The organism is Marinobacter halotolerans, assembly GCF_008795985.1.
Lineage (GTDB): Bacteria > Pseudomonadota > Gammaproteobacteria > Pseudomonadales > Oleiphilaceae > Marinobacter > Marinobacter halotolerans.
The window spans coordinates 900583-923981 of the sequence record NZ_VMHP01000002.1; the positions used below are offsets into that span (position 1 = coordinate 900583).

The following is a 23399-nucleotide window of genomic DNA, read 5'->3' on the forward strand; positions in this document are numbered from 1 at the left end:
GATGACAGACACAACTGAATTCAAAGCGTGGCGGGTGGAAGAATCCGACGGCGAGTACGTTGGCTCCGAGCAGACACTCAGGGTGTCGGACCTGCCGGAAAACGAAGTGCTGATCAGAGTCACTCATTCTTCCCTGAACTACAAAGATGCGCTTTCGGCGTCCGGTAACAAGGGAGTCACCCGGGAGTTTCCCCACACGCCGGGCATTGATGCCGCCGGTGAAGTTGTGGAGGCTTCCGCCGGGCCTCTTTCCGCGGGGGATCAGGTTCTGGTCACCGGTTACGATCTGGGTATGAACACCGATGGCGGCTTTGGCGAGTTCATTCGTGTGCCTGCAGCCTGGTGTGTGCCCATGCCCGCCGGCTGGGACGCCCGCAAAGCCATGATCTACGGCACCGCCGGGCTGACCGCGGGCCTTTGCGTGAAGAAGCTTCTGGCCATGGGTGCGGCCCCGGAGCAGGGCAGGGTCGTGGTCAGTGGGGCCAGTGGCGCGGTTGGCAGCGTGGCCGTAGAAATTCTGGCCGGACTCGGCTTTGAAGTCGTTGCGGTCAGCGGCAAGGCCGAGCACGCTGATAGCCTGAAAAAACTCGGTGCCAGCGAGGTGCTCGGCCGGGAAACCTTTGAGTCCACTAAGAAGCCCATGCTCAAGCCGGTGTTCGCCAATGGTATAGATACCGTTGGTGGCGGACCGCTTGCAGAGATGCTTAAACAGATTCTGCCGGGTGGTTCCGTCTCCTGCTGCGGTCTGGTCGCCGGGCCTCAGCTGGAAACCACTGTGCTGCCCTTTATTCTGAGGGGCAACAACCTGCTGGGTGTGGATTCGGTGGAAATTCCGCTGGCGGAGAAACAGATTGTCTGGAGCCGTCTGGCAGGCGAGTGGGCTTGCCCGCAAACCGAGGCGTCCGCCCGGGATATTGGCCGGTCGGAACTGCAAAGCGCGCTGAACGCGTTCTTGAAAGGGCAGTCTTCAGGAAAGATCGTTCTGGACCACAGCCGCTGATCCTTGATAGAGAGCCCTCAGTGGTCTCGAAGGAAAGAAATCAGCGGCCTGGCCAGAGAAGGCCGGGTCAGGAAGCGCGGCGGCGGAATAGCGGAACATCGGTGTCCGTTGCCGCCTGATAGCCCTGGCTGAAGAAGTTGAGGCATCGTGCCGCTTCTTCGGCGTTCTTGTCGGCTCGAAGCACAAACCGGTCGAAACCACAGCGCTTCATGAACTGGAGCTGGTCCAGCAGCACGTCACCGATCGCCCGCAGCTCATTTCTGTATTGGAGCCGTTCACGCAGAAGCCGGGCGATACTGTAGCCACGGCCGTCCGCAAATTTGGGAAAGTTAACCGCGATCACATCCAGTTCGTTGACCACGCCGGCCAGTATTTCCGGCTCCTGGTGGCTGTCGAACCAGACACCGATATCCTTCCGGCCTTCAAAGTGCTCCTTTCCCGCCAGCCACAGGTCAGCAGGAATGAGAGCGGGTTGCTCTGGAATATCCAGGGATTCTCCGTCAGCCGGGCGTTCAACCACGACCCACTCGTCCTGAATAATGCTTCCGTCTTCAGTGATGACCTTAGGCATAAACGCGCTCCTTGAATGGATCAATCCCGATGCGGCGATAGGTATCCAGGAACGCTTCCTCCTGGGTGCGGTTGTCGACGTACACATCAATGATGCGCTTGACCACGTCCGGCATGTCATCACGGGCGAAGGAGGGGCCCAGGATTTTGCCGATGGCCGCATCGTGGTGGGATGAACCGCCAAGGCTGATCTGATAGAACTCCTGGCCCTTCTTGTCTACGCCCAGCACGCCGATGTTGCCCACGTGGTGGTGGCCGCAGGCGTTCATGCAGCCGGAAATGTTCAGATCAAGATCACCAATGTCGTACAGGTAGTCCAGGTCTTCGAACTTGCGCTGTATGGCCTCGGCCACCGGGATTGACTTGGCGTTCGCCAGTGCGCAGTAGTCGCCGCCAGGGCAGCAGATCACGTCCGTCAGCTTGTTCAAGTTGGCCGTGGCGAAGCCCATCGGTGTAATCGCCTGCCAGAGCTCGTATAGGCGGTCCTGACGGACGTCTGCCAGAACGGCGTTCTGCTGATGAGTCACCCGGACTTCGCCAAAGCTGTATTCGTCGGCCAGGTCGGCAATCTGCTCAAGCTGGCGATCACTGACGTCCCCGGGGGGGATGCCGGTTTTCTTCATGGTCAGCGTCACAATGGCGTACCCGGACTTCTTGTGGGTATCCACGTTGTTCGCGATCCACTGATCAAACCCGCGGTTTTCGAAGCGCTGAGTCGCCAGGGATGCCTGCACGTCCGGTACCTGTTGGTAATCCGGCTCGGTAAAGTAGGTCTGGAATTTGTCGATGGCCTCGCGGGTCAGCTGGGTGGGCGAATCCTTGATGTGGGCCCACTCGGCTTCCACTTTTTCAGCGAAACCTTCCGGCGTCAGTGCTTTCACCAGAATCTTGATACGCGCCTTGAACTTGTTGTCACGGCGACCGTAGCGGTTGTAGACACGCAGCACGGCTTCCAGATAGGTCAGCAGATCTTTTTCCGGCAGGTATTCACGGATAACCGGGCCTACCATGGGGGTACGGCCAAGGCCGCCACCAACGTGCACACGGAAGCCCAGCTCGCCGCTATCACTGCGTACCAGCTGCAGGCCGATGTCGTGAACCTGGATCGCGGCGCGGTCGCTGTGCTCGGATGCGTTGACCGCTACCTTGAATTTCCGCGGCAGAAACGCGAACTCCGGATGAAAGGTCGACCATTGGCGAATAATTTCGCAGTAGGGACGCGGATCGGCAATCTCGTCTGCCTGCACACCGGAAAACTGGTCCGTGGTGGTGTTACGGATGCAGTTGCCGCTGGTCTGGTTGGCGTGCATCTCGACTTCGGCCAGTTCCGCCAGAATATCCGGCACGTCTTCCACTGCCGGCCAGTTGAGCTGTACGTTCTGGCGCGTGGTGAAGTGGGCGTAACCCTTATCGTAATCGCGGGTAATGCGCGCCAGACGGCGCAGCTGGACGGACCGCAACATGCCGTAAGGCACTGCAATGCGCAGCATTGGTGCCAGACGCTGGACGTAAAGACCATTCTGGAGTCTTAACGGAAGAAATTCGTCTTCACTCAGTTCTCCGGCCAGGGCCCGTCTGGTCTGGTCGCGGAACTGCTCAACCCGTTCGGCGGCTATCTGCCGATCGTGTTTGTCATAAACGTACATAGTGGGGTGTCCTGCTGAGGCTTCTCGTATCGGAGCTAGACTGGTATGGGCGGGAGAATATCACTGGGCCATTATTGTTAAAATGATTATTTTCAAATATGTTAATCGATTTAGGTGATAAGGCCTGTCGCAGAGCCAGACCGGCTCGGGGGTAGACTCGGGCCCGCTAAACCCCTAAATTAGGCGCGTTGAGTCCAAACAAAACTGAAAACAAGTACCAACAGGGAGAACACCATGAAAAAGTCCACGACAACTGACAGCCAGGTCGATGCCATCGCCGCGATTGTGCTTGTCGGTCTGGCCGTTGCCTTCGCCGTGATCTGGGTAGCAGGCCAGTAGTTTACTGGTTTGCCAGAACAATCTTTACCACCACAACCAGCGCTATCACGAAACCTGCCGTAAAGATGATGCCCGCAATGATATAGGGCCACGGACTATGGCTTGAGAAGTCTTCCTCCCGGCGTTTATCGGATTGCACTCCCAGAGCGCCGGCGAGGACGCTCTGGAGTACTTTCAGCACACCCGGGCCTTTTTTTCGCTCAGGTTGATCTGTTTTCTTTTTCAGGTCGTTCATGTTGTCTCCCCGACTATTCGGCCGGATCGTAAGCCAGGCTGGGTGCCAGCCACCTTTCCGCTTCTGCTTTGGACATACCTTTACGCTCAGCGTAATCCTCCACCTGATCGGCGCCGATTTTACCCACCGCAAAGTACTTGGATTCCGGATGTGAGAAGTACCAGCCCGACACGGCGGCGGTTGGATACATGGCAAAGCTCTCTGTCAGCTCGATACCGGCGTTTGCAGGTGCGTCCAGCAGGCTGAACAGGGTCGCCTTCTCCGTGTGATCGGGGCAGGCGGGGTAGCCCGGTGCCGGCCGAATGCCGCGGTAACGCTCCCGGATCAGGTCGTCGTTTCGCAGTTGTTCGTCGTCGGCGTAACCCCAGAATTCCTTCCTTACCCGCTCGTGCATGCATTCTGCAAACGCTTCCGCCAGACGGTCGGCCAGTGCCTTCACCATGATGGCGTTGTAGTCATCGTTTCTGTCCTTGAATTCCAGCGAGAATTCCTCGGCACCAATACCCGTGGTCACCGCGAAGCCGCCCACGTAATCCACGGGGCCGTCACCCTCCGGTGCAACGAAATCCGACAGTGCTGCCATGGACTTGCCCTTGGCCTTTTCATCCTGCTGGCGCAGGTGGTGAAGGGTGGTCAGCTCTTCGGTGCGGGACTCATCGGTGTAAAGCACGATGTCGTCGCCCCGGCGGTTGGCCGGCCAGAAACCGATCACGGCCTTCGCCGACACACGCTTGCCCTCGATCATCTGTCGAAGAATCTCCTGGCCGTCCTCGAACAGGCTCTTCGCGGCCGCTCCACGTTTGGGATCATCGAAAATGGTGGGGTACTTGCCCGCAATGTCCCAGGAAATAAAGAAGGGGGACCAGTCGATATAGTCGACCAGTGCCTCAAGATCATAGGTTTCGAAAGTCTTCACGCCGGTGAAGGCGGGCTTCGGGGGCTGATAGCCGTCGAACGAGATCTCCGGAGCGCGGGCTCTGGCTTCCTTCAGGGAAATGAGCTTGGTTCGTTCGCCCCGATTCTTGCGGCGCTCGCGGATCTCGTCGTATTCGGTCCGGGTGTTTTCCACCAGCTTGGGCTTGGCGGTCTTGCTCAAGAGTTGGGACGCCACGTTGACGCAGCGGGACGCGTCCGACACATAGAGGGAGACGTCGTTTTTGTACTGGGGTTCGATCTTTACCGCCGTGTGCGCTTTTGAGGTGGTTGCACCGCCAATCATCAACGGAATGTTGAAGTTCAGACGCTGCATTTCCTTGGCCACGTGCACCATTTCATCGAGGGACGGGGTGATCAGGCCGCTGAGCCCGATAATGTCCACATTCTCCTTGATGGCGGTGTCCAGGATCTTGTCGCAGGGCACCATGACGCCCATATCGATCACTTCATAGTTGTTGCACTGCAACACCACCCCGACGATGTTCTTGCCAATGTCGTGAACATCGCCTTTAACGGTTGCCATCAGGATCTTGCCCTTGGCCTTCTGCCCCTCGGACTTTTCCGCTTCAATGTAGGGGATCAGGTGCGCCACCGCCTGCTTCATAACGCGGGCGCTTTTTACCACCTGGGGCAGGAACATCTTGCCGTCGCCGAACAGGTCGCCGACCACATTCATGCCATCCATCAGCGGCCCTTCGATCACCTCGATCGGGTGTTCGGCGCGCTGACGGCAGGCCTCGGTGTCGTCAATGATGTAACTGGTGATACCTTTGACCAGCGCATGCTCCAGGCGCTTTTCCACCGGCCATTCCCGCCAGGCAAGGTCTTCTTCCTGGGTCTTTCCGCCTTTACCGCGGTAGCGTTCAGCGATTTCCAGAAGCCGGTCGGTTCCGTCGTCCCGACGGTTGAGTACCACATCTTCCACCAGCTCCTTGAGCTCGGGATCAATCTCGTCATAGATCACCAGCTGGCCGGGATTAACAATACCCATGTTCATACCGGCCTTGATGGCGTGGTACAGAAAGACGGAGTGAATGGCCTCCCGTACTGCGTCATTGCCCCGGAAAGAGAAAGATACGTTGCTGACGCCGCCGGAGATGGAGGCGTGGGGCAGGTTCTTGCGGATCCAGCGGGTGGCGTTGATGAAGTCCACCGCGTAGTTGTTGTGCTCTTCAATGCCGGTGGCAATGGCAAAGATGTTAGGGTCGAAAATGATGTCGCCCGGGTTGAAGCCAATACCCACAAGCACGTCATAGGAGCGCTTGCAGATTTCGGTTTTGCGTTCAAACGTATCTGCCTGGCCGTGTTCATCGAAGGCCATGACCACCACGGCTGCGCCGTAGCGCATGCAGTCCTTCGCGCGCTTGATGAACTCTTCCTCGCCCTCTTTCAGGCTGATGGAATTCACCACGGCCTTGCCCTGGATGCAGCGCAGGCCGGCTTCGATGACCTCCCACTTGGATGAGTCGATCATCAGCGGCACACGGGAGATATCCGGCTCGGACGCCACAAGGTTCAGGAACGTCACCATAACGTCCTTCGAATCCAGCATGCCCTCGTCCATATTGATATCGATGATCTGGGCGCCATTCTCTACCTGATCCCGGGCAACACTCAGGGCTTCCTCGTACTGTTCTTCCTTGATCAGTCGCAGGAAGCGCTTGGAGCCGGTCACGTTGGTGCGCTCGCCAACGTTAATGAACAGGGTGTTTTCATCGCCGGTGAAAGGCTCAAGCCCGGACAGGCGCAAGGCCGGTTTGGGCGAGGGGATCTTCCGGGGCGGGTACTTCGCCACTGCCTCGGCGATGGCCTCGATATGATCCGGTCGCGAGCCGCAGCAACCGCCGATGATGTTCAGGAAGCCGTCTTTGGCGAAGCCCTCGATGATCTCGGCCATTTCTTCCGGGGTCTGGTCGTATTCACCGAATTCGTTGGGCAGCCCCGCGTTCGGGTGGGCGCTGACATAGGTGTCGGCCTTGCCAGACAACTCTTCCACGTAGGGCCGAAGGGCATCGGCGCCCAATGCACAGTTCAGGCCGACGGATATGGGTCTGGCGTGGGCGACCGAATTCCAGAAGGCCTCGGTGGTCTGCCCCGACAAGGTGCGGCCGGAGGCATCGGTAATGGTGCCGGAAATCATGATGGGCAGAGTCGTGCCGCTGTCCTCGAAATACTGCTGGGTCGCGTACAGGGCCGCTTTTGCGTTCAGCGTGTCGAAGATGGTTTCGATCAGGATCAGGTCGCAGCCTCCCTCGACCAGGCCTTCAACCGCTTCGTAATAGTTGTCGACAAGGGTCTGGAAGTCGACGTTGCGGTAGCCCGGGTTGTTGACGTCCGGCGAAATAGAGGCGGTACGGGATGTCGGGCCCACGGCGCCGGCCACAAAGCGCGGTTTATCGGGATTGCGGGCGGTGAAGTCATCCGCGATTTTCCGCGCCAGCTCTGCGGCGGCCACATTGAGTTCTTTGGCAATGGCTTCCAGGCCGTAATCCGCCTGGGAGAGCTGGGTGGAGTTAAAGGTGTTGGTTTCAATAATATCGGCGCCGGCCTCAAGATAATCCGCGTGAATATTGCGGAGCAGGGCGGGCTGGGTCAGGTTCAGCAGGTCGTTGTTGCCCTGGACTTCCCGATCATAGTCAGCGAACCGGTCGCCACGGAAGGCCGATTCATCCAGCTTGAGGTTCTGAATCATGGTGCCCATGCCGCCATCAAGCACGATGATGCGTTCTTTAAGAGCTTGAGACAGCTGCTCGAGGCGGGTTTTGCGATCGGTCATAGCAGTAGTTCCGGGTTTCGTGTTTGATTCAGAGGCGCGGGATGATAGCAAAAATGGGGGATGTCGTCCCGCCGACAGGTTCAAGTTCTGTCGGACATTGCATTTTTGCGGCTACCCTATAAAGCCTGACTATTTTACTGGGTCTTTCATGTTGGCGCGAACTCACTTAAAATAAATGGAGATTTCCAACAGAACTCGCAAACAGGTTGTAATTATGGCTCTGGTGACTGTGACAGACCCCGCTCGGGACTATCTCGCGCAACTTATCGAAAAGCAGGACGTGGAAGGCATGGGTGTCCGGATTTTCGTGACCCAGCCCGGTACCAAGAATGCCGAAACCTGTCTGGCTTACTGCCCGCCCAACGAGGTGGTTCCCACCGATGAGCAGGTGGACCTGGAAAAGTTCACGCTCTATCTGGACCATAATTCGGTGCCCTTCCTGGAAGAGGCCTATGTGGATTACTCGAAAGACCAGATGGGCGGCCAGCTGACCATCAAGGCCCCGAATGCCAAGGTTCCCAAAGTCGACGACGACGCGCCTCTGCCGGACCGTATCCAGTACGTGCTGGCGTCCGAGATCAACCCCAATCTTGCGGCCCACGGTGGCGAAGTTTCCCTGGTGGAAATCGCTGATGAGTCGATAGCGGTGCTGCGTTTCGGCGGCGGCTGCCAGGGCTGCAGCGCGGTCAGTCTGACGCTCAAGCAGGGCGTGGAAACAACCCTGCGGGAGCGTGTCCCGGAGATTACGGCAGTTCGTGACGTAACGGATCATTCCTACACCGAAAACGCCTACTATCAGTAATGGCTCTGCCATGCTGGTGAGCAGAAAAGCCGACAAATGTCGGCTTTTTTGTGTCTGTTCGGCCAATGCTGTTTCCAGTGTGGTCCCCCATGATCGTCACATACAGATGAACTCAGGGCATGTACCATGCCCTTCTGATGTGTGACTATTTTGTGATTGGGGCACCACTTGGTTGATGTAGCGCTTTTTTCCGTGCCATTGATGGCGGCTATCGTAGGCTGGTTTACCAACTGGCTGGCTATTCAGATGTCATTCTATCCGGTTCAGTTTGCCGGCTTCGGCGTTATTGGCTGGCAGGGCGTAATCCCCCGTAAAGCGGAGAAGATGGCCCACATCTGCATCGATCGTACGCTGCAGCAGTTCGGTGACCTCAATGCCGTTTATCAGGAACTGGAACCCGAGAAGATCGTCAAGCAGGTGGTCTCCCAGGTTGGTCCGCGCATGGACGAATACATTGACGAGGTGATGTACGAGCTGCAGCCGGTCCTCTGGGACAACCTGCCACTGTTTGTGCGCAATCGCATCTATCGCTGGGGCCGTGAGCAACTGCCGGGGCGGATTGAATCCCTGGTTGAGGACTTCGGCGACGATCTAAACGACCTGGTGGACCTGAAAGCATTGCTAAGCCGTGAGCTGGCCACCCACCCGGACCTGATGAACCGTATCTTCCAGCAGGCAGGGTCTGCCGAGCTGCAGTCGGTGATTACCCGCGGCGCCATTATCGGTGGCCTGCTAGGCGCCGTACTTGCGCCGCTCTGGGCCCGATACCCGGAGCCCTGGCTGCTCCCGTTGGGCGGTTTTGTGGTGGGTTTCCTGACCAACTGGATCGCGATTAACCTGATCTTTCGCCCGCTGCGGCCCCGACGCATTCTTTTCTGGAAAGTTCAGGGTCTGTTCCTCAGGCGCCAGCCGGAAATCAGTGATGTCTGGGCCAGGCTTGTGGCGGAGGAGCTGATCACAGTTGAGAAGGTGGCCGATGCCATGATTAACGGGCGGCATGGCGACCGGACCCGTGCCATTATCCAGAAACATCTTCGACCCCTGCTGGACAATTCGGTGATCATGAAGCTGACGGCACAGGTGACTGTGGGTATGACCGGCTACACCGACCTGAAAAAAGCCATGAACCAGAAAGCCGTGCTTGCCACATCGGATGTATTTAGTGACCCTGACTTCAACCGCGAACGGGCCCCGGTGGTGGCCGGTGTACTGGCCCAACAGATGAAAGCGCTGGGCCCGGAAGAGTTCCAGGATATTTTGCGCCCCGCGTTCAGGGAAGAAGAGTTGCAGCTGATGCTGGTTGGCGGTGTGCTTGGAATGCTGGCCGGTGCGATGCAGTTTTTGGCCTTCAACTATCTGTAGCGTTGCAGGTGGGAATTCAGAAGTTACAGGAGAATTGAGATGCCATTAGGATGGATGCTTCTGGCAGTTGCCGTTACTACCGCACTCACGGTTCTGATTGTGCTTGCCGGGTTCTGGGCAGCCGTTGTGAAGCCGTTTCTGAACCGCAAGGTAGATGACATTATCGAGGCGGCCAACCGCATTGAGCCGGGGGTCAAAAGAGGCGTCAGGGAAGGGGTGGAGGAAACCCTGCGGGATATTCCCGAGAATACCCTGAAGGAATCGTCGCGCCAGTTCAGGCGTTTCGGGTCCGGCCTTTTCGAAAACGGCCTGAGTAGCCTTCTGGGAGACGCACCACGATCATCGGATAAAAAATCCGACGACTGAACCGTCTAGAGACAGTTGGTGGGCCGGGGTAGCCCGGCAATTCGGCAGGCGGTTTTGGCAGGTGTGCCCGGAAACAGCTGCATCAGGTAGATGCTGTTGCCCTTTTCTTCGCCAAACCTTTCTTTAACTGCTTTTACAAACAGCCGATTCGAGGGCGGCGATACTTCATAATCTGCATAAAAATCACGCAGAAATTTGATGATTTCCCAATGATTGTCTGAAAGCTGGATGTTGTCTTCCGCGGCAATCACCTCTGCCACTCCGGAGTTCCACTGGGTAGCATCCTCCAGAAATCCCTCGTTGTTGCGCTCCGGCATTGGGTTATCCGTCATGGTTCACCAACTGATTACGTTTTCTGCTGTGGCCGTCAGTTCTACCATCTGTTCGAACGATACGCTCTGAAACCTTCCTGGTCTAACGGTGAGGCCTCGTGCCTCAAGGTCCGGCCCCAGTGCGAAACATTGTGCTCGTTCCAGCGTTTCGAGGTTCTCAGGTGCCTGAGCCACTGCCAGTACCCCGTTCTCGATCAAAAGCAGGCCGTCTTCCGGCCCCATGGCAGAAAGGCACAGCTGAAAACGGCTGTGCTCCGGCGATTTGTTGAGTATGTGCAGGGTTTTCAGTGCCATTATGAGTCCAGAGCCTAGCCGGCAAACGCGACATGATCGAAACGAGCGGTGAGTTCCGGGCCCGGATCCGCCAGCGTAACCTGGTCGAGCAGACTATTCTGGTCCAGCCCATATTGCTCACAGGCTGCCCGGTCTGCCAGCAACGCTTCTACGCCGAATATGGGGGCGGCGGCGAGGTTTTTCTCAACGGATTTCTGTTGCACTCCAGCCGCATCCTGGCCTTTACGAAGCCAGTTAACGCCAGGGCCGCAGAAAAGCAGTGATACCGGCTGGTCAAAGGCCGCTAAGGAGAAAGCCATATCCAGCGCCTCCCGGCCTTCCCAGGAGCCATAGGGGGCCTGGTCGATAATGATCAGTGTGGTCATGTCAGCCTCCCCGGTGGAAATACAGGACACGGGTTTGCGAGCTCACGCTATCAACCCATTCTCCGAGCCCGGCAATCTCGTAGGGAGTGCGCAGATTGCTGCTGGGCAGTTCGTAGCGCTTCATCTCCGATTCGTTGATCAGGCCCCGTCTCAGGGCTGAGGCGATGCACGCCACGGCAGGAATCCGGTTTTCCATCAGAAAGTCGGACCAGGCTTTGGAAAGGTTCAGCTCATCCGCGGGCGGAGCGCTGAGCCCGGATGCCAGGTGCACACCGTCACCGTAAAGGAACACCCGCTCGATACGCTTGTTGGCAGCCAGTGCCGCACGGGCAAAATTCAGAGCAGTACCGGGGGCCTGGGACGAGTAGGGCGCACCGGTGATCACCAACGCAAAAACCCCGGCAGGTGCCGGGGTTTCTTTCTGCTCGGGTGAGCGGTTCTTCATTCGTTGGAGAACGCGCCAATGAGGTGGAGCAGGCTTACGAACAGGTTGTAGATGTTCAGGTACAAGCCTGTAGTCGCAAGGATGTAGTTGGTTTCACCGCCATTCACGATGCGGCTGGTGTCATACAGGATGAAACCAGACATCAGGAACACGATGGCCGCACTGAGCGCCAGGCTGAAGCCGCTGATGTCAACGCCGAACATGCCGGCGACCATGGCACCAATGGCAGCCACAATGACAACCACAAGACCGGCAACCAGCATGCCCCGCATGAAACTGAAGTCTTTCTTGGTGGTCAGCACATAGCCTGACAGCGCAAAGAACACGATACCGGTGCCACCGAGGGCCTGCATCACAATCTGCGTGCCGTTAGACATGGCCAGATACATTGAAAGGATCGGGCCCAGTGAAAGACCCAGGAGGCCTGTGAAGGCAAATACAACGGCGATACCCGCGGAGCTGTTGGCGGTTCTTGGAAGAACAAACCAGATCAGCGCAAGCGCGCCCAAGCTGCAGCCGAGACTTGCACCCCGACCCATGTTGATAGACATGGATACGGCCGCCATTACGGCACTGAACAGCAGTGTCATGGCAAGCAGCGAATAGGTATTGCGCAATACTTTGGTCGCCTCAGGACTAATCGCGGCAGTGGCAGAACCACGGGCAATTGAAGTGCCCCGATTTTGCTGGACGTTATACTGTCTGTTTTCCATTCTGAGTCTTCTCCGGTTAATAGCAGCCATTTTAAACAGCTTTTGTGGCTCGGGAGCGTTGGGCGCCCCGTGCCTGATCTTACCTCTATACTAATGGTGAAATCCCAACTTTCAATCGTTTCTGACCATAAAGGCGCCGAAAGATTCCCCATGAGCCCATTAACTTACATTTATACGTTCGCCAGGGTCGAGAGGTATCAACCACACATCCAATCATGACTACGGATCATTGCAGGGCGTTGACAGCACAGGCGATTCCGGTATCATGCTCACCGCTGTCGCAATGACGGCTGTGGAAAAACGGTGGGCTGGCAGAGTGGCTTAATGCAGCGGTCTTGAAAACCGCCGAAGGTTAGTAGCCTTCCCGGGGTTCGAATCCCTGGCCCACCGCCACTTTTCCTATCCTTTCAGTTGCTTACATCCCTTTCTCGAAGTTTTCAAACGATACACGCTCCCTAAAAAAGCTGTTGAACAGCCGTCGTTCATTCTGGGCGTCCGCCAGGTCCGTGTAGGCGAACCGGATTGTTTGGCCGGGTAGTCGCTGGGCGAGGCGATGGCAATCCAGTGAGGCGATCACGCCGGGTTTGGGGTAGCCGCCGATGGTCTGGCAGTCGTTCAGCAGAACGATCGGCTGTCCATCCCCGGGAATCTGCACCGCGCCTAACGCAATACCTTCCGAAATAATGCCCGGTGGTACCTCTTTCATTGGCTTCCCGCTCAGACGAAATCCCATCCGGTCGGACTGCTGGGTCAGCTCGTATTCTTCTGTGGTCAGCCTCAGCAGGTCGTCCCGGCTGAACTGATTGAACTGGTAGCCGGGAATCAGGCGAAGGGTAAGCTCTTCCCGGTAATTCGGTCGGAAGGCTTCCGGCACTTCACGATGGGCGGTGGTGCCGATGTTCCTGTTGGCAATCAGGTACATGTCCGCCGAAATGGGGTCTATCCCTTCTATTTTCTCTCGCGGCACTACGGACTGGCTGCCGAACCATTCGGGGCTGTTGAGGCCGCCTGGTAAAGCCAGATAAAGAATCCGGCCGCAGTCTGAGTGGCCGATGGAAAGCTCGTCTCCGGCCTTAAGTGCAATCGTTCGCCACTGGCTGATGGCTGATCCGTTAAGTTCAATGTGGGCGTGGGCGCCGGTGAGCGCGACGGTGATATCGGTTTCGGCGCGAGCCTGAAAGCCGCCAAGCATGATTTCAAGGCAGGCGGCGCCGGGCGGGTTATCAAGAAGGCTGTTTGCCCAATTGAAGGCGTGAAGATCCAGCGCACCGCCCACGGCCAGGCCGTGTTGTCTGTATCCGTAGCGGCCGGTGTCCTGAACGGTCGCGCTGGCGCCGGGGCGGATGACCCGCAACGCCGGGGCTGAAGGGCTCAAAGCTCGCCTCCACGTTCCAGATAGTCTTCCCGGCTTATCGAATAGAAGCGGACTTTGTCCCCAATGCGCAGTAGTGAAAGTTCGTTGCGATCAAACAGGCGGGTAGGGCATCGACCGATAAGCTGCCAGCCACCGGGTGAACTGACCGGATAGACCGCCGTCTGGCGATTGGCAATGCCCACGCTGCCCCGGGGAACCTGCTTACGGGGTGTGTCGAGGCGTGGGTGGGCAATGGCCGGGTCCACTTCACCCATAAAGGCAAAACCCGGTGCAAACCCCATGGCATAAACCTGGCAGGTAATCGCGGTGTGGCGCGAAATGACCTCGTCCACCTCAAGATCGCAGGCTTTCGCCAGGGCTGCCAGGTCCGGCCCGGATTCCTCACTGTAATAGACAGGCAGTTCGATGGTGCGGGTTTCATCACTCGGCTCATCCTGAGAGCCCGGCACCGATTGCTCCTGCCAATGCTCCAAAACCTGTCTGACGGCGGTGGTCGCCTGCCTGAAATCAAGCTGATCGGGATCATAAACAACGAGAAGGCTGGTGTAGGACGGAACCAGGTCCTGCAGCCAGGGCCAGCGCCGGGATTCCATCAGCTGGCAAAGCGCACGAAGCTTGCCCGGTAGATCATCGCGGATGTCTTCCGCGACGCAAATCAGCAGCGTGTTTTCTGAAACCTGGCTAATCATGCCTGAGGCGTGGAGTCGAGGGTGTCCCTGATCTGGCGGATGGCAGCGAGTGCGCCTTCGGTGTCTCCGTGCACACAAAGGCTGTCAGCAGGCAGATCAAGCCATTGGCCAGAGGTACTTTTTACTCCGCCCTTGTGGGCAAATGACAGCGCCTGAGCCACGATTGCCTCAACCGACTGGTGTACTGCACCGGGCAGCCTCCGGGATACAAGCTGTCCTTCGTCGTCGTAGGCCCGGTCGGCAAAGGCTTCCAGCAAAACCGGTATGCCAACGTAATTGGCCAGTTTCCGGTGGCGTTCGTGGTGTACGGTGGCGGGGATCATTAGCGGAAGGGTGCTGTCGTACTTGTGGATCGCGCTCATGACCGCTTCCAGTGTGGACATGTCCCGCATCATGTCGTTGTTCAGGGCCCCGTGGGGTTTCACATAAGAGAGTGTCAGCCCCTCTGCCCGGCAGATACCCTGCAAGGCCCCGAGTTGATAAAGCATCAGGGCTTCGATCTCTTCCGGCGTGTGAGGTATTGAACGGCGCCCGAATCCAGGCAGATCGTGGTAGGAAGGATGGGCGCCGATTTCAACGCCGTGGGATGCGGCCAGCGCCACAGTCTTGCGCATGACGCTGGTGTCGCCGGCGTGGAACCCGCAGGCGACATTGGCCATGTCGATCAGTGGCATCACTTTTTCATCCTGGCCCATCTGCCAGGCTCCGTAACTTTCACCAAGATCGCAGTTGAGCTTCATTACATATCCCGGCCCGGATACTGGGCGTTTTTCTGGGCTTCGGCCCGCTCGAGTCGTGCTGCAAGTTCCTCCGGGTTATTCTCCGGCACCTGCCAGCCCTGAAGGTTGTCCTCGATTAGCTGGGTCAGGGCCTTGATGTGCCCGTGGCTCGCATTAAGCGCGGGGATGTAGCTGAATCCTTCGCCGCCGCCTTCCATAAAGTACTCCCGGTTTTCTTCGTCGATTTCCTCGACGGTTTCCAGGCAGTCCGAGGAAAAACCGGGGCAGAACACATCGATGGACTTTACACCCTTGCCCGCAAGGGCTTTCAGGGTCTCATCGGTGTAGGGCTGGAGCCATTCCTCGCGACCGAAGCGTGACTGGAACGTTGTCATATACTCATCTTTGCCAAGACCGAGCTTTTCTGCAAGTAGCCGGGAGGTCTTGTGGCATTCACAGTGGTAGGGGTCGCCCTTCATCAGGTATTTCAGAGGCACGCCGTGGTAGGACAGGATCAGTTTCTGGTTGCGGCCGTGCTCTTCCCAGTGCGCCCGGATATGGTCCGCCATGGCTTCGATGTAAGGCGGGTAGTCCGGATAATGGGAAATGAATCGCAGATCCGGCAACCAGCGGCGACGGGTAAAGTCGTGGGCAATGGCATCAAAAGTGGAGGCCGAGGTGGAAGCGGAATACTGCGGATATAGTGGCAGCACCAGCAGCTTGCGGACGCCCTGGTTCTGAAGCTCGTTAAGCACCTTGCCAATGCCGGGATTGCCGTAACGCATGGCAAACGCCACCACCACGTTGTTGCCGTGCCGTGCCTGAAGCTCCTTGCGGATGCCTTCTGCCTGCTTGGCGGTGTGCAGCAACAGCGGCGATCCTTCCGGCTGCCATACGCCGGAATAGGCCTTTGCGGAACGCTTCGGGCGGATGCGCAGAATGATGCCGTGAAGGATCAACCACCAGAGCGGGCGGGGCAGTTCGACGACTCTCGGGTCCCAGAGGAACTCACCCAGATAGCGGCGCAGTGCAGAAGGCGTGGGCGCGTCCGGCGTGCCGAGGTTGGTAACCAGAACGCCGATTTTCTCCGGATGATCGTGGCTGAAGTCTGTGGTGCCCGTGAACTGCATGGTTGTGGATCCTGATGAAGGTGCGACTCGGGGAATGCGTGAACCCTATTTGCCGGACTGCTGGGACATCCTTGGTGCCAGTCCGCTGATATCGTAGCCAGCATTACGGGCTTTGCCGACAATGTCTTCTACGGATTCGCGGCGGGCAGTACTCAGGGCCCAGAGAACCGTGCAGCGGGTTCCGCTGCGGCAGAAGGCAAGTACGGGGGCGTCTGCTTCGCGGATCATTTCATCAAAGTGGTCCACGTCGGAATCGAGGATGTTACCGGACTCTACTGGCTGATAGACGAATGTCAGGCCATGCTCCCGGGCAGCCGTCTCAATGTCAGCCATAGCAGGCTGGCCGGGCTCTTCCGCATCCGGCCGGTTGGCGACCAGTGTCTTGAAGCCGAGCCTGGCCAGTTCCGGGATATCTTCCACCCTGATCTGCGGTGCTACGGCAATGTGGTCGTCAATCGGTCTGATGTCCATGTGTGCTCCTGAGCGTTCGGAAGTTGGTGTCATCATGCCACAGCAGGCCACGACTGTCAGAGCCCGCTGGGTAAACCGGTCAACTCTGGCTGCGACGTTTCTCGAGCAGTTCGAATACCGCCATCCCCGCAAGCATGGCGATCACAAATACAACGGCCTTGTGTTCTCCAGCGCCCATTGCAACCAGCCCCGGACCGGGGCAGAAGCCGGCAAGCCCCCAGCCCGCGCCGAAAAGCACGCTGCCCACGACCAGGCGGATGTCGATATCGCTTTTTGTGGGCAGCCGGACGTCTCCACCGAGCAATGTCTGTCCGCGTTTGGCGGCCAACCGGAAGGCCACGATACCAACCACAATGGCCCCGACCATCACCAACGCGAGGGATGGGTCCCATTGACCGGCCAGATCAAGAAAGCCGAGAACCTTCTCCGGGTTGGCCATTCCGCTGAGTAGAAGGCCAATGCCGAACGTCAGTCCCGCGATCAAGGAAAACAGAGTAAAGGCCATGGCTCAGAAACCTCCGATAAGGTGACGGATCACGTAGACGGTGATGAATCCGGCCGCCATGAAGGTGGCGGTCGCAACCAGAGAACGTGGGGATAGGCGGGATATCCCGCAGACGCCGTGGCCGCTGGTACAACCCGAGCCATAACGGGTGCCGATGCCCACAAGCAGGCCTGCCGCGATGATCACCGGATAGCCGGCATTGATCTGGATGGGCGGCAACCCCGCGAACATCATCCATGCCAGCGGGGCAAGAACCAGGCCTGCAACGAAAGCCGCCCGCCACGGAATGTCCGTGGGCGATGTTGTGAGAATGCCTCCCAGAATTCCGCTGATACCAGCGATCCGCCCGTTCAGCAGAAGCAGGATAGCAGCAGCAACGCCGATTACCGCGCCACCGGCGAGTGCGGTCCAGGGTGTGAATTGCGCCCATGCAACGTCAATCATGACTTTTCGCCTCGTAAATATAGTTATGCCAAACAGGTCTAAGTATATAACCAAAGAAACGCAAGGAGAAGAAGAAGCAGAATAGCGGCCACAAAAAAGCCCGGCACTGATGGCCGGGCAGAGGCGTGCGAGTAGTATCCATGAAAGACTTCCAGACAACCGACGTCAGCAGGGACATCGGTATGAGTAAGTATTGTCTAAAATCTGCACAGTTCAAGCGAGGTCGCCGCTTTGTTTGATCACATTTTTTCATATTCAGGCAGTGCTTATACCAATGCGCGCCACAGCGCGATTTGAGATCCAGGAAGGCGGATCGAGCCGTCGGCGTATTTCCACAATGAACTGAAATCACCACTGGCCTGTAATACAATGAACCACGTGCCCAGTTAACGCATTTTGAGGGTTTTGCATGTCTGAAGATAACGATCAAAAGCCGGATTCTGATCAGGGTCAGGAAACCGACGACCAGCTCGCCGGGCGAATCAAGGGGTCTGCAAGGCAGATCTGGCTCGCGGGTCTGGGAGCCTATACCAAAGCGGAAGACGACGCCGGTCGGTTTTTCGAGCGTCTGGTTCAGGAAGGAGAGCAGTTGGAAACCAAAACCCGCGGCGTGGTGGAAAAGCAGATCCGTTCGGTAGAAGACCGGGTGGGCGATGTGCGCCAGAAAGCCACGGGTACCTGGGACCGGCTGGAAACCATGTTTGACGAGAGGGTATCCGGCGCCCTGCGCAGGCTAGGTATACATCGTCGTGATGAGATAGAGGCGATGGAGCGACGTATCCAGGCCCTGGAAGCAGAGATCCACAAGCTGCGGGAAAAAGACGAGGAACGGTCCGAGGAAGAATGATCAGGCATCGCCTGATCAGTTCAGGTAGTCCTGGCTCATCATCGCAATCTGTTCCTGTTCGTCTTTACCAAAGTAGGGCAGCATCAGGTACATCATCTGGTAGACCCCCCGTCCGGGATCAACGGCATCCCGATCGTCCAGATGTGAAAGGCTGTCGAAACTGCTCCAATAACAAGCGGTTAGTGTCAGTTGTTGGCATAGAGCATTAAGTTCGCCATCGCTAATGGTCATCAATTTCTGGCGACGGAAGCTTTCACAGAGGGTGCGAAAGCCGTCTGTTTTCTTCTTCAGGATCCGGCGGAACCGGGTTTGCAGCTGGTCGTACCGGGACAGCACATTGACCAGATCCTGGTAGAGAAAGCGATAGCGGGCGACCGTCTCGAATAGCAGATGCAGGAAGAAGCTGTGCTGGTCCAGGGAAATATCCGCATCTTCGGGTACCGCAAGCAGATCGACCATCTCATGCTCGTAGCTGTCGAACAGTTCTTCAACGATATCGCCCTTGCTTTTGAAATGGTAATACAGATTACCCGGGCTGATATCCAGCTCGTCGGAAATCAGAAGGGTGGTCACGTTTGGCTCGCCAACACTGTTGAACAGCATAAGGCTGGCGTTGAGTATGCGATCCCGGGTTTTGACTTTTTTCATGTCCGGCGCCCGATCTGACGATTAGAGATCAAAGCTGGCCCACACCGGACAGTGGTCCGATGGCCGCTCCATGGCACGGATATCATAGCTTACACCTGCCGTCCTTGCGCGGGCAGCCAACTGTTCACTGGCCATGATTACATCGATTCTCAACCCGCGCCTGGGATCACGCTCGAACCCGCGGCTGCGATAGTCAAACCAGCTGAAGGTGTTGTCCTCATCGGGATGAAGTTTGCGGAACACGTCTGTCAGCCCACGGCTTTGAACCTGGGCAAACCACTCCCGTTCTTCCGGCAGAAAGCTGCACTTGCCCTTGCTTAGCCAGCGCTTGACGTTATCCGCGCCAATGCCGATGTCCTTGTCAGTTGGGGAGATGTTCACGTCGCCCATCACCATCAGGTCGTCGGTTTTTGGCTTTATCTCGTCCACGTAGCGCATCAGGTCAGCGTAGAAACGCTCTTTGGCCGGGAATTTCACCGGGTGGTCCCGGCTCTCGCCCTGGGGGAAGTAGCCGTTGATCACCGTCAGGGTGCGGCCATTTACCGTAAATTCGGCGCTAATCAGTCGACGCTGGGCATCTTCCGGATCCCAGGGATAGCCCTTTTGGACCTTGTCTGGTTCTTGTCTGGAGAGCAGGGCGACGCCGTAGTGGGTTTTCTGGCCGGAAAAGTACACGTGGTACCCCAGATCCCGAATTGCCTGCTCGGGGAACTCTTCGTCGGTGACCTTGGTTTCCTGAAGACCGATCACGTCGGGGTTGAGACTTTCGATCACGGCTTCGAGCTGGTGGAGGCGAGTACGGATACTGTTGACGTTGAACGATACGAACATCATTGGCGATCAGGCCCCTGGCATGCTTCAGTGGATAAAATCGTAGAAACAGAATCCTACCACACCGTGGGCCGGGGCTGGCTTTGGCCCACGGGTCTTATTCAGCGCGTCAGTTCACATTCCGGTGTTGTATTGATCGCATAGCGGATGTGGGCGTTGTAGTTGGTGTCTTGATTCTTGCGTATATTGGTCAGGCCGAGATAGTCCGTAAGAAGCCCCTGGGCGTTGTAACCCAACAGGATCGGGTCCACCAGCCAGCCGATGACCATGCTGGAGGGACGGATGCGGAAGGTATGAGCGGCACCGATGCGGGTGTCGCTGTGGGGTTCAAGAACAAATCCGTAGTAGTCCCCGCGGGTGGGCGCAACCATCTCGAATTGCACGGATTCCCCTTCGTTTACCAGCCTATTCCAGGACTGGCGGACCAGATTATCAAAACCCGCGTCGGCGACCAGGGAAGGCGTAATATTCAGGGTCGACTTTTCCGTCGCTCCCGAGGGCGACTGCCAGATAACCCGCAGCGTCTCGTCATTCTGGTTGATGAGCTCTACCACCTCGGAGAAGTCCGGCTGCCTGAATGTCACCGTCGGCCTGAGGACAGACTGTCCATACCGCAGGGTTTTTGTGGCAAAGGTGTCGGAGCCATCGCGTGTGTAATCCACCGACTGGCTTTGGGGAACGAACAGATCGTCAGTGCAGGTACCACTGACGGTATGTGCTTCCCGGTAGATGGGCTCGCCACCGTCGATGGGCTTGGCGGTTCCCACAAACCGTAGGTCTGCAGCTATCGCAAAGGCGGGCAGTGTCAGCAGCGCAAAAAGAGTCAATGTTTTCATTGCACCAGCTCCGGATACAGCGTTTTACGAATGTAAAGCAGAAGGGGAAACACGATAAACCAGCCCAAAGCCAGAGCCGCCAATGACAGGGTCAGATCCGGCAACTGAACCGCACCCATCTTGCTGGCGGACCAGTAGGCGAACGGGCCGGCAATCGGCGCACAGACATAGGGCAACCAGGGTTTGCTGCCTATCCAGGACAGCGAATGGGACAGGGTGGTGGTAAAAGCCGCCCAGAGCCCAAGTATCCAGATAGGCGTGAGCTGAAACCCACTAACGCCGTTGTCCATGACGCCAGTATTAAACCAGATGCCGTCCAGCACCCCGCCCAGCACAGTACCCACACCGATAAACTGGAGCTCGCTCATTCGAGCCTGGCTGATGAAGGCCAGATGGACAGTCACCAGTGCCACAACGAACCCCACCGCGGCAAGCCCGGGATAGAGCACACAGGCGAACCAGCCGGCCTGGAACAGCACGAAGTTGATGACGTTACGTACAGTATCGGACTGAATCATACGCTGAGAATGGCCTCGCGCTTGTTACCGGGCTTGGCAAACACGATCTGTGATACGCCGATTGCCCGCTCGCTGAACCCGGCCTCGCAATAGGCAAAATAGAACTGCCACAGACGACGGAAGGCGTCGTCATAACGGGTTTTGTCCAGGGAATCGATGTTAGCCATGAAGCGCTGGCACCAGTCGTTGAGGGTGCGGGCATAATGATAACCGATGTCTTCGGCATGGGTCATCAGCAGATCCGAGCCGGTTCTCACGGAGCCCAGAATGGCGCCAAACGACGGAATGAAACTGCCCGGGAAGATAAAGCGCTGGATAAAATCCACGTTCTTCAGGGCCCGTTCATAGCGCTGTTCGGGCATGGTGATTGCCTGAACCAGGGCCAGGCCCGTGGGCTTCAGCAGGCGGCTGATCTGGGAGAAGTAGCTGTCCAGAAACTGCGGCCCAACGGCTTCGATCATTTCAATGGACACCAGTTTGTCGAACTGGCCTTCCAGGTCACGGTAATCATCGAACAGCAAGGTGATACGGTCTTCCAGGCCTTCGGCCGCGACCCGTTCACGGGCCAGTTCCAGCTGTTCCCGGGAAATGGTAGTGGTGGTTACCTTACAGCCGTAGTGCTTGGCGGCGTGGATGGCAAAGCCGCCCCAACCGGTGCCAATCTCGATGACCTCATCGTCTGGCTGCAGGTCCAGTTTGCGGCAGATTGTGTCCAGCTTGTGCACCGCCGCTTCTGCCAGCGTCGCGTTCTCGCTCGGGTAAATGGCTGAGGAATACATCATGGTGGGGTCGAGGAAGGTCTCGAACAGGTCGTTGCCCAGGTCATAGTGGGCGCTGATGTTCTTCCGCGACCCGTCCCGGGTGTTACGGTTCAGCCAGTGCAGGCCTTTCAGGGCCGGTTTGGTGACCCAGCTGAAACGGTCTTCAAACTGGTTCATCAGGTCGACATTGCGGGTAAAGAAGCGCAACAGTGCCACTAGATCGGGAGTCGACCAGTCGCCCGCCACGAAGGCCTCTGCGGCACCGACGCTGCCGCCGGTCAGAAGGTCTTTCCACGTACTCTGGTGGTGAACAATCAGCTCGGCCGCGGGGAAGCGGGAATCGCCGTCCCCGAACGTGAGGGAATCAGTACCCTCGTGGACGGTCAGAACACCCTGCTGAAGCCGGGAAAGCTGCTGGCACACCAGAGATCTGGCCACACGGCTGGTGACGGTGGCACGGGTGCCACGGTCAGCCGATTCAAACTGCGTATTCAGGTTCTCCATGAACTTACCTTTCCGGTTGTTCCAGTTGTCTTTGTGCTTGTCTGTGAGCCCGAGTCGTCGGGCGACACCGTTTGCCCCGAATCGTCCGAGCCGCGCCGGAAATCCGGATCCTTCCCGGGCAATTTATCGGGATGGGTGAAAAAGCGTGCCCCCTTGAGTTTCAGTTTCAACGCGTGCCAGTAAATACCGGCAGTCACCTTGAAGGCTTCCAGCGGAAACTGTCTCAGGCTTCTGTGGAGGGTTTTACGATCCAGCGGGGTGCGCTGGACCACCAAGGTTGCGTCAAACTGTTTCTCGTCGTCCTGCAGCACGTTCATGTGGATCCGCAGTTCCGGCCCACGAAAGCTGAAGGTCCAGCGGTAGTGCTGGTTCATGGGGTTGAACGGTGAGACGTGGAACCGTTTGCTGAATTCGAAGCGCTCGCTACGCCATTCTGTTGGCGAAGCGGGTTGTTGCCGACGGGTTTCGAGGCAGTAGGTGTGCCGTTCTTTCCAGGGGGTGTTGGTGATCTGGGCAAGGATTACCCTGGGAACAGCCCCCTCCGACGGCGAATCACCGCGGTCATAACAGAAATAGAAGCTGACCGGGTTGAACACGTAGCCAAAGTACCGTGGATGGGTGATCAACTGAACCGCGCCATCGGGGCGCCAGCCTGTGGCAGTTTCGACGCGGTCGCAGACTGCGTCCAGAACAGGGGCGCCCTGGTCCGGTTCCAGATAGTCCTGACGACGCAGGGACAGCCAGTTGAACTTTTCCAGGGAGAAAAAAGGGCTAATGGCGGTGATGGAATCCCATTCCCGCAGGTCCAGCGCCAGCATGCCGGTGTGGTAGCTGAACTCATGGTTCACCGGCGCCTTTCGGCGGTGGCGAATGGAACCCTCCAGCCACTGGCTTTGAAGCCGCGATTCAACGATGTGCCGGCCCCAGTCGGCGGTCATGG

The 23399-nt window shown here is 57.6% G+C and carries 27 protein-coding genes and 1 tRNA gene; 6 read left to right on the forward strand and 22 right to left on the reverse strand.

Annotation, left to right across the window (positions count from 1 at the left end; genetic code table 11):
• The first annotated feature begins 1 nt into the window (after position 1).
• Complete coding sequence (locus tag FPL19_RS14440; RefSeq protein ID WP_150913407.1) at positions 2–1000, forward strand: YhdH/YhfP family quinone oxidoreductase; 999 nt, start codon at positions 2–4, stop codon at positions 998–1000.
• Positions 1001–1067: 67 nt separating this feature from the next.
• On the opposite strand, the gene FPL19_RS14445 is transcribed toward FPL19_RS14440, so the two are convergent.
• The 4 genes from FPL19_RS14445 to metH all read right to left on the reverse strand — a co-directional run bounded on the left by FPL19_RS14445 (position 1068) and on the right by metH (position 7502).
• A complete protein-coding gene (locus FPL19_RS14445; RefSeq protein ID WP_150913409.1) occupies positions 1068–1571 on the reverse strand; it encodes a DUF934 domain-containing protein in 504 nt (167 codons plus the stop codon).
• On the reverse strand, positions 1564–3216 hold the full coding sequence (locus FPL19_RS14450; protein ID WP_150913410.1) for a nitrite/sulfite reductase: 1653 nt from the start codon (positions 3214–3216) through the stop codon (positions 1564–1566). Before FPL19_RS14450 ends, FPL19_RS14445 begins: the two co-directional genes overlap by 8 nt.
• Before the next feature lie 340 nt (positions 3217–3556).
• Entirely contained in the window at positions 3557–3790 is a 234-nt protein-coding gene (locus FPL19_RS14455) for a DUF2970 domain-containing protein (protein ID WP_150913411.1), read from the reverse strand.
• 13 nt (positions 3791–3803) lie between these two features.
• Positions 3804–7502: a methionine synthase gene (metH, locus tag FPL19_RS14460; protein ID WP_150913412.1), complete on the reverse strand. Its 3699-nt coding sequence runs from the start codon at positions 7500–7502 to the stop codon at positions 3804–3806.
• A gap of 214 nt (positions 7503–7716) precedes the next feature.
• Here metH and nfuA point away from each other — a divergent pair, with 214 nt between their 5' ends.
• From nfuA to FPL19_RS14475, 3 genes are all read left to right on the forward strand, one after another.
• Complete coding sequence (gene nfuA, locus FPL19_RS14465; RefSeq protein ID WP_150913413.1) at positions 7717–8304, forward strand: Fe-S biogenesis protein NfuA; 588 nt, start codon at positions 7717–7719, stop codon at positions 8302–8304.
• Between the two features lie 168 nt (positions 8305–8472).
• Positions 8473–9666: a hypothetical protein gene (locus FPL19_RS14470; RefSeq protein ID WP_191965287.1), complete on the forward strand. Its 1194-nt coding sequence runs from the start codon at positions 8473–8475 to the stop codon at positions 9664–9666.
• A gap of 39 nt (positions 9667–9705) precedes the next feature.
• Positions 9706–10032: a hypothetical protein gene (locus FPL19_RS14475; RefSeq protein WP_150913415.1), complete on the forward strand. Its 327-nt coding sequence runs from the start codon at positions 9706–9708 to the stop codon at positions 10030–10032.
• 5 nt (positions 10033–10037) lie between these two features.
• Here the strand turns inward: FPL19_RS14475 and FPL19_RS14480 are convergent, their stop codons facing one another.
• The 5 genes from FPL19_RS14480 to FPL19_RS14500 are packed head-to-tail and all read right to left on the reverse strand — an operon-like array spanning position 10038 to position 12181.
• Positions 10038–10364 (reverse strand): TusE/DsrC/DsvC family sulfur relay protein, encoded by a 327-nt coding sequence (locus tag FPL19_RS14480; protein ID WP_150913417.1) that lies wholly within the window; start codon positions 10362–10364, stop codon positions 10038–10040.
• A 3-nt stretch (positions 10365–10367) separates the two neighbouring features.
• Positions 10368–10658 carry a sulfurtransferase complex subunit TusB gene (gene tusB, locus FPL19_RS14485; protein ID WP_225314445.1) on the reverse strand — a complete coding sequence of 97 codons (291 nt, stop codon included), beginning with the start codon at positions 10656–10658 and terminating at the stop codon, positions 10368–10370.
• 14 nt (positions 10659–10672) lie between these two features.
• A complete protein-coding gene (locus FPL19_RS14490; RefSeq protein WP_150913421.1) occupies positions 10673–11023 on the reverse strand; it encodes a DsrE family protein in 351 nt (116 codons plus the stop codon).
• Between the two features lies 1 nt (position 11024).
• Positions 11025–11468 carry a sulfurtransferase complex subunit TusD gene (tusD, locus tag FPL19_RS14495; protein WP_150913423.1) on the reverse strand — a complete coding sequence of 148 codons (444 nt, stop codon included), beginning with the start codon at positions 11466–11468 and terminating at the stop codon, positions 11025–11027.
• A complete protein-coding gene (locus FPL19_RS14500; protein WP_150913425.1) occupies positions 11465–12181 on the reverse strand; it encodes a Bax inhibitor-1/YccA family protein in 717 nt (238 codons plus the stop codon). Before FPL19_RS14500 ends, tusD begins: the two co-directional genes overlap by 4 nt.
• A gap of 302 nt (positions 12182–12483) precedes the next feature.
• Here FPL19_RS14500 and FPL19_RS14505 point away from each other — a divergent pair.
• A tRNA-Ser gene (locus FPL19_RS14505) sits at positions 12484–12574 on the forward strand.
• 22 nt (positions 12575–12596) lie between these two features.
• Here FPL19_RS14505 and FPL19_RS14510 read toward each other — a convergent pair.
• The 7 genes from FPL19_RS14510 to FPL19_RS14540 all read right to left on the reverse strand — a co-directional run bounded on the left by FPL19_RS14510 (position 12597) and on the right by FPL19_RS14540 (position 17514).
• A complete protein-coding gene (locus FPL19_RS14510) occupies positions 12597–13556 on the reverse strand; it encodes a 5-oxoprolinase subunit C family protein (protein ID WP_225314446.1) in 960 nt (319 codons plus the stop codon).
• Positions 13553–14245: a 5-oxoprolinase subunit PxpB gene (pxpB, locus tag FPL19_RS14515; protein WP_150913427.1), complete on the reverse strand. Its 693-nt coding sequence runs from the start codon at positions 14243–14245 to the stop codon at positions 13553–13555. Before pxpB ends, FPL19_RS14510 begins: the two co-directional genes overlap by 4 nt.
• The gene (locus tag FPL19_RS14520) at positions 14242–14985 is read right to left on the reverse strand and encodes a 5-oxoprolinase subunit PxpA (RefSeq protein WP_150913429.1); all 744 of its coding nucleotides are present in this window, start codon (positions 14983–14985) and stop codon (positions 14242–14244) included. The genes pxpB and FPL19_RS14520 overlap by 4 nt, the downstream gene beginning before the upstream one ends.
• Positions 14985–16094: a ferrochelatase gene (hemH, locus tag FPL19_RS14525; protein WP_150913431.1), complete on the reverse strand. Its 1110-nt coding sequence runs from the start codon at positions 16092–16094 to the stop codon at positions 14985–14987. Before hemH ends, FPL19_RS14520 begins: the two co-directional genes overlap by 1 nt.
• 45 nt (positions 16095–16139) lie before the next feature.
• Positions 16140–16565, reverse strand: a complete 426-nt coding sequence (locus FPL19_RS14530) for a TIGR01244 family sulfur transferase (protein WP_150913433.1) — start codon at positions 16563–16565, stop codon at positions 16140–16142.
• Positions 16566–16644: 79 nt separating this feature from the next.
• On the reverse strand, positions 16645–17070 hold the full coding sequence (locus FPL19_RS14535; protein ID WP_150913435.1) for a YeeE/YedE family protein: 426 nt from the start codon (positions 17068–17070) through the stop codon (positions 16645–16647).
• A gap of 3 nt (positions 17071–17073) precedes the next feature.
• Positions 17074–17514 (reverse strand): YeeE/YedE family protein, encoded by a 441-nt coding sequence (locus FPL19_RS14540; protein ID WP_150913437.1) that lies wholly within the window; start codon positions 17512–17514, stop codon positions 17074–17076.
• Positions 17515–17923: 409 nt separating this feature from the next.
• Between FPL19_RS14540 and FPL19_RS14545 the strand changes: the two genes are divergently transcribed.
• A complete protein-coding gene (locus FPL19_RS14545; RefSeq protein WP_150913439.1) occupies positions 17924–18361 on the forward strand; it encodes a phasin family protein in 438 nt (145 codons plus the stop codon).
• 15 nt (positions 18362–18376) lie between these two features.
• On the opposite strand, the gene FPL19_RS14550 is transcribed toward FPL19_RS14545, so the two are convergent.
• The 6 genes from FPL19_RS14550 to FPL19_RS14575 form a co-directional block, all read right to left on the reverse strand.
• Positions 18377–19009: a TetR/AcrR family transcriptional regulator gene (locus tag FPL19_RS14550; RefSeq protein WP_150913442.1), complete on the reverse strand. Its 633-nt coding sequence runs from the start codon at positions 19007–19009 to the stop codon at positions 18377–18379.
• Positions 19010–19030: 21 nt separating this feature from the next.
• Positions 19031–19843: an exodeoxyribonuclease III gene (gene xthA / locus FPL19_RS14555; RefSeq protein WP_150913444.1), complete on the reverse strand. Its 813-nt coding sequence runs from the start codon at positions 19841–19843 to the stop codon at positions 19031–19033.
• 98 nt (positions 19844–19941) lie between these two features.
• Positions 19942–20676: a hypothetical protein gene (locus FPL19_RS14560; protein WP_150913446.1), complete on the reverse strand. Its 735-nt coding sequence runs from the start codon at positions 20674–20676 to the stop codon at positions 19942–19944.
• The gene (locus tag FPL19_RS14565; RefSeq protein ID WP_150913448.1) at positions 20673–21194 is read right to left on the reverse strand and encodes a DUF2878 domain-containing protein; all 522 of its coding nucleotides are present in this window, start codon (positions 21192–21194) and stop codon (positions 20673–20675) included. Before FPL19_RS14565 ends, FPL19_RS14560 begins: the two co-directional genes overlap by 4 nt.
• Positions 21191–22459: an SAM-dependent methyltransferase gene (locus FPL19_RS14570; RefSeq protein WP_150913450.1), complete on the reverse strand. Its 1269-nt coding sequence runs from the start codon at positions 22457–22459 to the stop codon at positions 21191–21193. The genes FPL19_RS14565 and FPL19_RS14570 overlap by 4 nt, the downstream gene beginning before the upstream one ends.
• Positions 22447–23397: a DUF1365 domain-containing protein gene (locus FPL19_RS14575; RefSeq protein WP_150913452.1), complete on the reverse strand. Its 951-nt coding sequence runs from the start codon at positions 23395–23397 to the stop codon at positions 22447–22449. Before FPL19_RS14575 ends, FPL19_RS14570 begins: the two co-directional genes overlap by 13 nt.
• Positions 23398–23399: the final 2 nt, after the last annotated feature.